This window comes from Paraburkholderia madseniana, assembly GCF_009690905.1.
In the GTDB taxonomy this organism is placed as follows: Bacteria; Pseudomonadota; Gammaproteobacteria; order Burkholderiales; family Burkholderiaceae; genus Paraburkholderia; species Paraburkholderia madseniana.
Window position 1 is genome coordinate 20,328 of sequence record NZ_VOSW01000052.1, and the last position, 12,465, is coordinate 32,792.

Below are 12,465 nucleotides of genomic sequence, written 5' to 3' on the forward strand. Positions count from 1 at the left end.
GCGATGTGTTCCTTTCGGGCGCTATGTTACCAGCATCTAAGGGTTTATACCTACCAAATATCCGCAATAAACCTCGCAATAGCGTCGCGAGCGCCTCAGAAACCTGACCGGATTGTCATGTTCAGGTCAGGGTTGGGACATGATCGGGTCGATACAATCGAATCGTTGGGCAAATCCGCGCGCGCCTTGTCGCGCGGGTCGACACAGGCGGCAGCGTTGCGCCGGCCCGGCTTTATCGAGGCAGGAGTCGTCCCATGAATCAATTGCAGTCGATGCGCGTATTCGTCAAGGTGGCCGACCTTGGCAGTTTCGTCCGCGCGGCCGGCGCGCTGGATCTTTCCACTGCCGTTGTCACGCGCCACGTCGCGGATCTGGAAGCGCGCCTTGGTACCCGGCTGCTCAATCGCACGACGCGGCGCCTCTCGCTGACCGAATCCGGCACGACTTATCTGGAACGCGTGCGCCATATTCTCGACGACCTGGAAGGCGTCGAGCAGATGGTGGTGGCGCGTAATCACGAACCGGTCGGGACGCTGCGCATCGTCGCGCCAGTGGTGTTCGGGCTGCATAGCCTCGCGCCGGTGGTGCAGTCTTACGCCGAGCGTTATCCGGAAGTCATGCCTGACGTCACGCTGGCGGATCGTCATGTCGATCTGGTGGAAGAGGGTTTTGACGTCGGCATTATGGTCGCGCGGCACATGCGCAGCGCGAGCATTGTCACGCGGCGATTGACCACCGGCTATATGACGGTTTGCGCGACGCCCGCCTATCTGCAGCAGCACGGTACGCCGACCCGTCCCGAGGATCTGTTGAAGCATCCGTGTCTGAGCCGGCCTGCGGAGCAGGGCGGCGACGAAAAGGTCTTTACCGGACCGCTGGGTGAGGTCCGTGTGAGACCCACCAACGCGATCGCGGCTAACAACACTGAGATGCTGAGGCAGTTCGCTTTGCTGGGCATGGGCGTGGCGATTTTGCCGAGCTACCTGATCGGCCGCGATCTGGCGTCCGGGCGGCTTGTGCCGTTGCTCGGCGATTACCGCCTGCCGCAAATCGAAATCACGATCGCGTATCCAAGCCGCCTTCATTTGCCGGCGAAAGTACGCACCTTTATCGATCACCTTGTCGCGCATTTCCAGCGCACCGACGAGCACGCGCGCGATCCCCGTGCCAGGATGCCGCGGCGTGCCGTGGCCGGCTCGCCGGTTTATGCCGACGATCTGCCGGTGTCCGCTTTGCAGGGCGACGCGGCGCGGCCGACGCTCCCGGTTTCGCGCGCGCGGATCGTAGCATCGTCGTCGCTTTGACGAGCGCGCGGTAAACCTAGATCCACACGTCGTTCGCGGCGGTGCGTTCGTTGCTTTCTTCGCCGGTGTTCTTCACGCCGCGCGGTTCGATCAGCAGCAGCTTGACCTCGCGTTCGGCATACGGTTTGTGTTCCGTGCCTTTGGGCACCACGAACATTTCTCCGGCCGAGAGCAGCACGGAGCCATCGCGCATGTCGATGCGCAACTGTCCGTCCAGCACGATAAACGTTTCGTCCGTGTCGGCATGTTCGTGCCAGACAAAGTCGCCTTCGATGCGCACCAGCTTGAACTGATAGTCGTTCATTTCCGCGACCACGCGTGCTTGCCACTGGTCGCTGAAGAGCTCCAGCTTCTCAGCGAAATTGATGGCGCGGTAGGGCCGTTGAATCGTTTGATGGGTGGACATCGCGGTGCTCCCTCCTGAGGGGTAGGTGTGTGTCAGGCAGGAGCGTAGGGCGGGAGGCGCTAGCGGGTCTTGTACGTTTGTGCGCGGGGGCGGCGGGCGATGGACGGTGGGATATCCGTCGAGCTACCGTTAACGCGCGCCGCGGGTCGAAGGCCCCAGCATCTTGAGCCAATGCGCCGGCGCAACGCCCCACGCGCGCTTGAAGTGCCGTGTCATATGGCTCTGATCGGTAAAGCCGGCCGCCGCCGACGCGTCGGCGAGCGACACGCCCTGAATCGCGAGTCGGCGCACGAGATCGAGCCGGCGCATGGTCAGATAGCGATGCGGACTCGTGCCGAACAGCGCACGAAAATCCCGCGACAAACTCCAGCGGTCGCGGCCGGCGGCTGCCGCCAGTTCGTCGAGTGTCACTGCGCTATCGAGCGAACCAAGCATATACTCGCGCGCCCGTTCGGCCGCGAGGTAATCCACCGGACGGCGCGTCGCCGCGCCCCCTGCCACGGCGTCGAGCGCGATGGCCAGTTCGTAGAGCGCATCGTCCTGTTCGAGCGAATCGATCGCACAATCCATCGTGCGCAGCAGGCTCTCGGTCGCAGCAAACAGACGCGGGTCGTTCGAGAGTCCGCCTTCAATGAACGGCAACGGCTTGCCGCCGAGCGCCTGTTGAAACAGCGCCGGGTCGACATAGATCATCCGGTAGTGAAAGCCGTCGCGGGTGCCGGCCTGGCCATCGTGCGGCTCATCGGGATGCAGCACCATCGTGCCGCCCGGCAAGCTGTTACGCGTGCTGCCCCGATAGCGGAAGCTCTGCACGCCAGCAAGCGTGCGGCCGATCGCATAGGTATCGTGCCGGTGCATCGCATAGCCGGCATGATGAAAGAAGGCTTCGATTCGCTCGATGCCGCTCGTGCCGCCCGAATGCGGCGAGCGATGGATCCAGTCGGCAGCGGGCTTCGGATCGGACGAAAGTGAACTCGGCGTCAAGACCTGCTTTCCGCTCATGCCCCCAGACCCGGCCCATAGTTGCCGCCGACGAGGCGCGTGACCGACGCCACGTCGGCATAGTCCTGCTCCGGCAAACCGTCGAGCATCGACACGACTTCGTTGCTCGCGCCGGCTTCGCGCGCGGCGTCGACTAGCGCGTCCTTGTAGGTCGGGAAACGGACTTCGCGCAGAACGTCGGCGATCTGCAGATCAATCGATTCGCCGGGAATAGCCGATGCGGTCATGCAAGCGCTCCAAGGGGGCGGTTTTCAGGTTTTCAGGTCTGCAGGTGCTCGTTCTGGCCCGTGAAGCTTCGCTCCAGATGCCGCGACTTGGGCAGCGCGATGTGTTGCCATTGTTGCGGACGAGTGTCGTCCGTGGCAGCGACGTCCGGCGCCGCGGGAGCGACCGGTGCGGCGTTGGCGCGTTCGGCAAGACTATTGGCGGCCGTGCTGTCCGGCGCGGTATGAACTGGCGCGGCAAAACACGAGGCTGACAGCGTCACCATGGTCAACAGTGTCGAGGTTTTCATCGCCCGACCTCCTAAGCTCATGCGGCGCTGACAGTTGAGCAAGCGTTACGCTGTCCCCGCGTCGTAAGGACGGCGCAACCTACACGCGGCGTTGATACAGGCGGGCGGCGTGCATCTACCATCTTAGATGGCAAACGGCTGCGACGCGCGCGCAAATGAAACAAAACCTAATTGTAGATTTCACATGATGGCAGGAAAAAGGCAGAGCAGTCGCGAACGGTCGTGCTGCGTCTATGTTGCGATGCGGAAGCGGCTGATGCCCGAATCGCGTGCGAACCTCAATCTGCCTGGTAACAGCCTGGGCGAACAACGGTTCAGCGACCGTTAAGAGCGAGCTTCTAACGCAGCACGTCGAACCGCGTCCACGGCCACGACGGCCGGTCGCGCATATAGCCGTTGAGCCAGTTCCACTGCGGGTGGCGCTTCATGAACGCCTGGGCGTCGAACGGCTTGCCGCACGGGTGCCCCCAGCGTGCGGTGAACGCCATCTTGCGCGCCATCTCGCTGTCGACCACCTTGCCGTCGTTGGCGCCCCACGGATTGAACGGCCCTTGATCGGAACCGCCGAAGCGCGCGTCGTCCAGTTCAAGATGCCCGCAGATGGTGCGCGAGCAGGGATTGTCGTTGCGGTCGAGATAGACGTCGTGATGGTCGGCGATCATCTCTTTGGCGAGTTCGACGTCGATCTTGCCGTGATGCATTTCTTCGAGCTGCATGAAGCGCAAGCGGCGCGCGCCGTTCTTGCGCACGTCCGTATAGTCTTCGCCTTCGCCGATGCATTCCTGGTTGCGGATCTTCAGATCGGTCGCGGTGTTGTAACCGCTATAGAAGCCGTCTTTCGTACTCTCGAAGCCGGAATAGTGCAGCCCCAGTTCGTAGCGCGCGATCTCGCCGGTCTTGGTGTCGCCGAGCAGCCAACTGTTCGCATAGCCGCCGTTGTTGGCGACCGCGAACATCTCGCACCATTCGCCGATGTTGTTGGCGTACTGCGACGCGCGCCGCGAGCGATAGAACTCCGGCGCACCCGCTGCGTTGTAGCCGATAAAGTTGGAGATGGTGGTTTCGGTGACCATCAGGCCGGCTTCGGTGACCCAGAAATCGGTGAGGCTGGAGATGCAGCCCGGCAGGCCTTGCATCAGGATGCGGTTGCCGCGATCGGGCACGATGTCGAACACGACGTTGAACGCGTCGCCCGCGGCGTAGCGGTCCCACGAGTTATGTGCCATGACGATGCGGCCGTCGCGGGTGGCGTTGCCGGTGGCGATGAACGCGCTGCAGTGATGGCCGCGGCGTCCGCGCCAGGGTTTCAGGCCGAGTTGCGGTTTCTGGGCCGCCGCGTGGCTCGGCCACCAGCTTTGCAGCAGATCCATGTAGCCGTTCCAGGCTAGCACTTCGGCGAACGGCAGCTTCGCGCCGTCGGCGATGCCCTGGATTTCGTCGGCGAATTCGGTGTCGAGTTTGTTGGCGAACTGGGACACGGCGGCGTCGACAAAGGTGTCGAAGTCTTCACCGGTATCCCATTTCGCCAGGTAGCGGGCGGTGCGGATCGCGTTCTGGATTTCGGTGGCGAGCAACTGGCCATGCTGCTCGCCGCGATCGTACGGCTCGCCTTCGATATGCAGAAAAATCCAGCCGGCCTGATCACGGCGGACGGCATCGAGGGACGGTTCGCTCATCTTCGCTCCGATCGAAGGGCGGGCGTCTCGGTGCGCCCGTCTTGGCGTAACGCGCGCTGCTCGCAAGCGCTGCAGCGGTTTCCTCATTGTAGAGAATCTGCCGCGCTTTGCACGGGCTGAGAAGGCGGCGTGGGTGAGGCGCCGCGCATTGCCGCGCGGGTTCGGCCAATGACTCGGCAATCGACCGAGCGACTTCGCACCCGATAGCCCGATAGCCCGATAGCCCGATAGCCGGAGTGCCCGAAAGCCCGAAAGCCCGACCCCCGGCCTCAGCGCGTCGGATTCATTCGGAAGTACGCATCGAGCAGCGAAGTCTTGTACACCACCCCGGCCAGCTTCGGGTCCGCGGTGCTTTCGACGACCGGCAAGCGCTCTCCCTGGAACGCCATAAAGTGCTGCAACGCAACGCCGAGCGGCATATCCGGCGTGAGCACATCGAAATGCGGCTGCAGGTAATCCGCGGCGGTTTTTGCTGAGGTGTCGCGCTTGTCGAGCAGATCGGAGGTGATGTCCTTGAGCGCGACCACGCCGAGAAACGCACCGGACTCGTTGGCAACGTACAGATACTTCACCGGATATTCGAGGAACACGCGCGTCATATCCTGCACGGTCGCGTTCGGGGGCACGACGGTTTCGGCGGGACGGATCAGTTCGCGCATCTGCGTCGCGCGTAGACGCGTGCGTTCCTGTTCCTCCTGATTGCGGCGTAGCGTGATTTCGTACATCGACGTCTTGCCGATCGCGCGCGACACGAAATACGCGACCACGCACGACAGCATCAGCGGCAGCACCACCTGATAGCTGAGCGTCATTTCGAAGATCATCAGGATCGCCATCAGCGGCGCCTGTGTGGCGCCGGCCAGAAACGCGCCCATGCCGACCATCGCATAGGCGAACGGCGCCGAGGTGCCGTGCGGCCACAACGCGTGCATGCCGAGGCCGAACAGCGAGCCAACCACCGCGCCGACGAAGAGCGTCGGCGTGAACACCCCGCCGATCGCGCCTGAACCCACAGTCGCCGACGTCGCGACGATCTTGAACACCAGCACGAGGACGAGCGCGCTCCACGTCCACGGCGAATGCAGAATGGAATTGACGACGCTGTAACCGTTGCCCCACACCTCGGGCGTCCATACCGACAGAATGCCGACGATCAGACCGCCCAGCGCCAGCCGGATGGGCAACGGCACGGGCAGTTTGCGAAAGTTTGCTTTCGAGAAGTCCATCAGCCGCAGAAACTGCGGCGCGGCTGCACCGCACAGCAGCCCGAGCCCAACGAACAACAGGACTTCGGCGCCCGCCACGGGCGGAAACACCGGCATTTCGTACGGCGGCTTGTAGCTGGTGAACTCGCGCATGGTGATGTTGGCGACCACCGCTGAAACGACCACGGGGCCGAAGCTTTCCATCACGATCGAGCCGAGCACGATTTCAGTGACGAAAAACGCGCCGGCAATCGGCGCACTGTACGCGGAGGTAATCCCGGCCGCCGCGCCGCAGGCGACGAGCAGGCGCAGACGCGGCGGGTCGAAATGCACCCAGCGGCCGATCAACGACGCGGCCAGCGCCGCCAGTTGCACCATCGGACCTTCGCGGCCGATCGAGCCGCCGCTCGAAATCGTGAACAGCGAGGACACGCTGCGCCAGAAGCTCAACTTCACCGGCACCACGCCGTCGCCGATCGCGACCGCTTCCATGTAGTCGATGTGATTGCACTTGTCGACGTGACGCTGCGCGATCAGCAGAAAGAAGCCGGCGATCAGGCCGCCCGCGGCGGGCAGCCACACGCGCACCGTCCACGGCAAGCTGCGCGCCATTTCGACGAAACTGCCGGACTTGCCGACCGTCGCCAGTTGCAGCAACGCGATGCCTTCGCGAAAGGCAATCGTCGCGAACGCGCCCGCGACGCCGACCACCACCGACCAGACCAGCATCGTATGGGCGTCGGAGAGACGGAACAGGGTTTGGGCGCGGGTGCGCAGCTTCAGCAGGAATGAAAGCACGTCGGCAGGAGAGGGCGTGATGGGTGGATGGAATGCGCGTACGGTAACAGCATCGCGCCCGGTGGCGGAAGCGGGTGCGATGCGGAAGGGTCGCGAAGGAGCGCGGCGCGGATCAAGTCGCCGCCTTGTCGAGTTCCGGGTAGTGCCGGAAGATGCAGGCCTCGTTGTGCGCGATGCGCCGGTCGGACTGGAGATAAGCGGCGATGTTCGGCCGCTCGATCACCGCGTCGTGCAAGGCCGCAAGACGCGGATAGTGTTCGCCGAAACGCTTGAGCGCGCGCGGAAACGCGTACAGCAGACCGTCGATCAACTGGAACATCGACAGGTCGACGTAAGTGAGCGCGTCGTCCACCATGAACGTGTCGCCGGCAGGGTTCTGTTTCAGCACGCGCTCGAAGTACTTCATGAACTTCGGAATCCGGTGGTCGATGAAGTCGTGCGCGCGCACTTTGGCCGCGTCTTTCTGGTCTTCGTAATACAACGCACTGGCGAGCGGATGATGCGTGTCGTGCGCTTCGGTCACCATGTCGGCGATCGTCAGTTGCAGTCCGTTGGCGACATAGCGCAGGCTTTCAACCGATGGCGCGAGATTGAGCTTCGGGCCGAGGTAGAACAGGATGTTGGCGGTCTGCGCGATCACCAGATCGCCGTCCTTCAGAAACGGCGGCGCGAACGGTGGATAGGGCGCGTCCTTGCTCTTCATCAGCGTCATCATCGCGTTTGTGCCGAGGCCATCGGATGGTTCGCCGCGCGCCACTTCCACGTAGTCTGCGCCGGCTTCTTCCAGGGCCAGCCGCACGAATTCGCCACGACCTTGCAGGCCGTCCCAATAGTAAAGTTCCAGGCTCATCGATCAGTCCTCATTCCAGTTGCATGAACAGGTTTGCGTGAACGGATAACGTCAGCAACCAGTATGCCGCGCATGAGTGACGGCTGGTTCTCCTGAACGCACAAAACCCCGCACGCGGCGGGGTTGGCGACGAGGCGGGGACGGCTTAGCCGAACAGGTGCTGGACAGTCCATGTGATACCCAGTCCGCCGGCAATCAACCACACATACAGGATGAAGCCGGTGGTCAAGGCGCGGGGGCCGGCCTGACGGATCTGCGCGATGCGGGTTTCGATACCGAGCGCGGTCATGGCCATGGTGAGCGCGAAGGTGTCGAGCATGTTCAGCGTGCTGGTCGTGCTTTCCGGCAGAACGTGCAGCGAGTTGATCACGACGAAGGCCAGGAAACCGAGCGCGAACCAGGGAATCGCCAGCTTGCGCGGGGCGTGTTGCTTGCCGTCTTCGGCCGTTGCGGAGGCGGCTGCGTTGCGTGCCGAGCGGTTCACCCACATGCCGACGACCAGCAGCACCGGCACCAGCAGCATCACACGGGTCATCTTGACGATGGTCGCGATGTGGGTCGCTTCCGGGCTCACGTTACTGGCTGCGCCGACCACCTGCGCCACTTCGTGAATCGTGCCGCCGAAGAACAGACCCGCGCCAACCGTGTCGAGATGCAGCCAGCCCGCCTTGAACAGCACCGGGTAAAGGAACATCGAGAGGGTGCCGAACAGCACCACGCTGCCTACCGCCATCGCACTCTTATGCGGCTTGGATTGCAGCGTCGACTCGAACGCGAGCACGGCAGCCGCGCCGCAGATCGCGCTGCCCGCAGCCGTCAGCAGCGCCGTGTCGCGGTCGAGCTTCATGATCTTCATCCCGGCCCACGTGCCGATCACCAGCGTGCTCACGACGATCAGCACCGATTCAGCGAGACCGGGCAAACCGACCTGGGCGATTTCCTGCAGGCTGACACGCAGCCCGAAAAACGCCACGGCGATGCGCAGGAGTTTGCGCGCCGAGAAGTTGACTCCGGCCGCCCAGCTTTCGGGCATGCCGTCACGCAGCGCGTTGCCGTAAATGGCGCCGGCCACGATGCCGACGATCAGCGGGCTCAGGCCCAGGCCGGCGATGGCCGGGATCGAGGCGATGCGGGTCACGGCCGCGGCGAACAGCGCAACGAACAGAATGCCGTTGAGTTGGCCGCGGGTGGATGACCCCGCGGGTGCGGCGGAAGCGGTGAGATGAGCGGTGGACATGGCGTAGCGCCTTCCTATGACTGTCTTGATTCGATAGGCCCAATCCTAAATTAGATATATCGATATGAAAAATCGTGATTTAGAATGTGAAGTATCAGTTCAACGGATATTTAGCCCGCCATGACCCCGGACCAACTTATAACGTTTGCAGCTGTCGCAGAGCATCGCAACATCAGCCGGGCGGCTGTGGCGTTGCATCTATCGCAGCCGGCGGTATCCGGCCAATTGCGCCAGTTGCAGGACGAATTCGGCGAGCCGCTTTACCTGCGCGATGGGCGCGGCGTGCGCCTGACACCCGCCGGCGAGCAACTCGCCAGCTATGCGACCCGGCTGCGCGATACGTGGCGACAGGCGCATGCGTATCGCGACGCGCTGCGCGGCCTCGAGCAGGGCACCTTGCGCATCGGCGCAAGCACCACGCCGGCGAGCTATCTGCTGCCGTACCTGATCGCGGATTTTCATCGCCACTACCCCGACGTGACGCTGCATACCGCCGATGGCAACACCACGGAGATCGTCGGTGCGCTGGGCTCGGTGGATATCGCGATGATCGAAGGTCCGGTCGGCTCGGATCTGCCACCGGATACCGCGGTGCACGCGTGGCGTGAGGATGAGATCGTCGCGATCATGCCGCGCACGCATCCGCTGGCGGTGGCGGTGGCGTTGGCGTTGGCGGGTGGCGCGGGCAGGGCTGTTGCGGCAGATGGGGCGGACGGGGTCGGAGTGTCAGGAGCGGTAGAAAGCGGAACGGCAGGAGCGCTAGAAGGCGCAGCGCCGGGGGCGGTAGAAAAACGAGCGGATATCAACGGCGGCCGGGCGGAGCTGGCGGCGTTCGGCCCGCATCCGCTGGTGCTGCGCGAAGCCGGGTCGGGCGTGCGGCAGATCGTCGAGCGAGCCTTTGCCCGGGCGGGCGTGCCGATGCGCGTGGCGCTGGAGATTGCCGGGGTCGAAGGCGTCAAGGAGGCGGTGCGGGCAGGCATGGGCATCGGTTTCGTCTCGGCGATGTCGATGCGGCATGAGGACGGCGCGCTGTGCCTGTTCTCGTTGAGCCCGGAACCGCTGACACGGCGGCTGTCGATTCTGGTGCCGCATGCGAGTGCGCCATCGCGGGTGGTCGAACAGTTCCTCGCGCTGTGCCTTGCGGACGGACCCTGATCAAGGTTTCCTGGGGATTTCCACTATGGTGCATGACACCTCGTCCGGCGCACTATTCGGGCATCGCAAGCGCCTCGGCGCTTTTTTTCGAAACGTGTTTGGAACCGGTTCCAAATGCCGATCATGAGACAGATTTGAGTAAATTCGACATGACTGACGCGGTGGACGTGGTGATCGTCGCAAGCGCATTCGGGATGGACGCGGTTCGCACGCACGGTCATCTGAAGTGGGCCGACGCGAGCAAACAGGCCGGCGCCACGGGCTTCGAAGTGCGTCGCGAACTGTTCGCGGACGAAGCCGACGCCGCGCCGCAGGCGTTACGCGCGCTCGGCAAGGAGATTGCGGCCCTCGGGCTGTGGTCCGTCTACTCGACACCCGCGTCGCTGTACACGCCGGATGGCAGGCTCGACGCCGACGCACTGCGCGTCTCGATTGAAGAAGCGATCGCGCTGGGCGCGCGCTTCGTGAAGCTGCAACTCGGCGGGTTTGGCGCCGAGGCTAACGCCGCAGTGATCGCCGATTGCGTGCGCTGCGCGGACGTGCGGCTCGTCGTCGAAAACGGTCAACTGGCTGAAGGCGGTTCGCTGGCGCAATTCACCGGCCTGTTCGATGCGTTGGAGCGTGAAGGCCACGCTGGTCTGCTTGGCATGACCTTCGACATCGGCAACTGGGCCTGGCGCGATGTCGCGCCGCTCGATGCCGCCGGGCCGCTGGCTGCGCATGTCGAATACATCCATTGCAAGACGACGGTGGGCGAGGGCGCGCGGCGCTTTCCGGCCGCGCCGGCCGCCGGCGACACGCAGTTCGCCGCGGTGCTCGACAAGCTGCCGCGCCACGTGCCGCGCGGCATTGAATTTCCGTTCGATGCGAACCGTATCGATGCGGACGCAGCGCACTACGTCGCATGGCTGGCCGCTGCGTAAGCGGCGCGCAGGACCTGAGAGAGCGGTACCCAAAAAACGTCCGGCAAAAAGCGCGTGTGGAGAAGTACACGCGGTACGGGTGGAAGCATGCAGAGAAGCGCAAGCAAAGCAGCACACGCAAGGCGGCACACGCAAAAAACAGGCAGCAAACAGGAACACGCAGAAACACGCAGGAGCGAAGGATGAGCAACACAAACGCAGCACTCGACGTCATCACCTACGGCGAAGCGATGGCCATGTTCGTGGCCGCCGAAACAGGCGCGCTCGCCGGTGTCGGGCAATTTACCAAGCGCGTCGCGGGCGCCGATCTGAACGTGGCGATCGGCCTGTCGCGCCTCGGTTTCAAGGTGGGCTGGATGAGCCGCGTCGGCAACGATTCGTTCGGCCAGTACGTGCGCGACACGCTGACGAAAGAAGGCATCGACCAGCGCTGCGTGACCACCGACGATCGCTACCCGACCGGTTTCCAGTTGAAGTCGAAGAACGACGACGGCAGTGATCCGGCCATCGAGTATTTCCGCAAAGGGTCGGCGGCGAGCCATCTGTCCTTGGCTGACTACGTGGCTGATTACGTGCTGTCCGCGCGTCACTTGCATCTGACAGGTGTGGCGCCGGCCATCTCAGCCAGTTCGTGCGAACTCGCGTTCCATCTGGCGCGTGAAATGCGTGCCGCTGGCAAGACGATCTCGTTCGACCCGAATCTGCGCCCGACGCTGTGGCCCTCGCGCGCCGCGATGGTCGAAGGTTTGAATGCGCTCGCCGCACTGGCCGACTGGGTGCTGCCGGGCATCGGCGAAGGCGAGATTCTGACCGGTTACACACAGCCGGATGACATCGCCAGGTTTTATCTCGACCAGGGCGCGCTTGGCGTGATCATCAAGCTCGGCGCAGAAGGCGCGTACTTCCGCACCGCCGACGATGCCGCCGTGATCGCCGGTCAGCCGGTTGCGAAGGTGGTGGACACGGTCGGCGCGGGCGATGGTTTCGCCGTCGGCGTGGTCAGTGCGTTGCTCGAAGGCAGGACATTGCCGCAAGCAGTCGCGCGCGGCAACCGCATTGGCGCCCTGGCGATTCAGGTGATCGGTGATTCGGAAGGCCTGCCGAGCCGCGCCGAACTCGACGCGCTCGAACGCGCCGACGTGCCGCGCGTCGCCACCGCGGCCTGACTGCGGATGAGCCGCGCCCGGCGCACTCAGCCGGATTCGGTATTAGCTGGCTCGATAACAGCAAGAGCGCTCGAACAGCGCCCCATGACCGCCCATCATTGCTTCGGGAAGCCGTTAGCAACTTTCTTGTATGGGACCAGAGTAAGTGCTTTGCACCAACTCTGGTCGACCGCAACTGCATGGGACCAGAGTAAGTGCTAAAGCGCCAACTCTGGTCGACCGCAACTGC

At 63.7% G+C, this 12,465-nt stretch carries 12 protein-coding genes; 4 read left to right on the forward strand and 8 right to left on the reverse strand.

Features of this window, described 5'->3' with window-relative positions:
* Positions 1 to 254 precede the first annotated feature (254 nt).
* Positions 255 to 1,304, forward strand: a complete 1,050-nt coding sequence (locus FSO04_RS25615) for a LysR family transcriptional regulator (RefSeq protein WP_154563757.1) — start codon at positions 255 to 257, stop codon at positions 1,302 to 1,304.
* Positions 1,305 to 1,320: 16 nt separating this feature from the next.
* Here the strand turns inward: FSO04_RS25615 and FSO04_RS25620 are convergent, their stop codons facing one another.
* From FSO04_RS25620 to FSO04_RS25655, 8 genes are all read right to left on the reverse strand, one after another.
* Positions 1,321 to 1,710 (reverse strand): cupin domain-containing protein, encoded by a 390-nt coding sequence (locus tag FSO04_RS25620; protein ID WP_154563759.1) that lies wholly within the window; start codon positions 1,708 to 1,710, stop codon positions 1,321 to 1,323.
* Positions 1,711 to 1,839: 129 nt separating this feature from the next.
* A complete protein-coding gene (locus FSO04_RS25625; RefSeq protein WP_154563761.1) occupies positions 1,840 to 2,712 on the reverse strand; it encodes an AraC family transcriptional regulator in 873 nt (290 codons plus the stop codon).
* Positions 2,709 to 2,939, reverse strand: coding sequence for a DUF2795 domain-containing protein (locus tag FSO04_RS25630; protein ID WP_093644998.1), 231 nt, complete (start codon positions 2,937 to 2,939; stop codon positions 2,709 to 2,711). Before FSO04_RS25630 ends, FSO04_RS25625 begins: the two co-directional genes overlap by 4 nt.
* 32 nt (positions 2,940 to 2,971) lie before the next feature.
* Complete coding sequence (locus FSO04_RS25635; RefSeq protein ID WP_115780011.1) at positions 2,972 to 3,226, reverse strand: hypothetical protein; 255 nt, start codon at positions 3,224 to 3,226, stop codon at positions 2,972 to 2,974.
* Between the two features lie 338 nt (positions 3,227 to 3,564).
* On the reverse strand, positions 3,565 to 4,902 hold the full coding sequence (locus tag FSO04_RS25640; protein WP_154563763.1) for a C45 family autoproteolytic acyltransferase/hydrolase: 1,338 nt from the start codon (positions 4,900 to 4,902) through the stop codon (positions 3,565 to 3,567).
* Positions 4,903 to 5,171: 269 nt separating this feature from the next.
* Entirely contained in the window at positions 5,172 to 6,905 is a 1,734-nt protein-coding gene (locus tag FSO04_RS25645) for a ClcB-like voltage-gated chloride channel protein (RefSeq protein ID WP_168435842.1), read from the reverse strand.
* Between the two features lie 112 nt (positions 6,906 to 7,017).
* Positions 7,018 to 7,755: a glutathione S-transferase gene (locus tag FSO04_RS25650; protein ID WP_154563765.1), complete on the reverse strand. Its 738-nt coding sequence runs from the start codon at positions 7,753 to 7,755 to the stop codon at positions 7,018 to 7,020.
* 145 nt (positions 7,756 to 7,900) lie between these two features.
* A complete protein-coding gene (locus FSO04_RS25655) occupies positions 7,901 to 8,992 on the reverse strand; it encodes a YeiH family protein (RefSeq protein ID WP_093644989.1) in 1,092 nt (363 codons plus the stop codon).
* Between the two features lie 120 nt (positions 8,993 to 9,112).
* On the opposite strand from FSO04_RS25655, the gene FSO04_RS25660 reads away from it, so the two are divergent.
* The 3 genes from FSO04_RS25660 to FSO04_RS25670 all read left to right on the forward strand — a co-directional run bounded on the left by FSO04_RS25660 (position 9,113) and on the right by FSO04_RS25670 (position 12,236).
* On the forward strand, positions 9,113 to 10,147 hold the full coding sequence (locus FSO04_RS25660; protein WP_154563767.1) for a LysR family transcriptional regulator: 1,035 nt from the start codon (positions 9,113 to 9,115) through the stop codon (positions 10,145 to 10,147).
* Between the two features lie 149 nt (positions 10,148 to 10,296).
* Positions 10,297 to 11,070: a sugar phosphate isomerase/epimerase family protein gene (locus tag FSO04_RS25665; RefSeq protein ID WP_154563831.1), complete on the forward strand. Its 774-nt coding sequence runs from the start codon at positions 10,297 to 10,299 to the stop codon at positions 11,068 to 11,070.
* A gap of 182 nt (positions 11,071 to 11,252) precedes the next feature.
* Entirely contained in the window at positions 11,253 to 12,236 is a 984-nt protein-coding gene (locus FSO04_RS25670; RefSeq protein WP_154563769.1) for a sugar kinase, read from the forward strand.
* Positions 12,237 to 12,465: the final 229 nt, after the last annotated feature.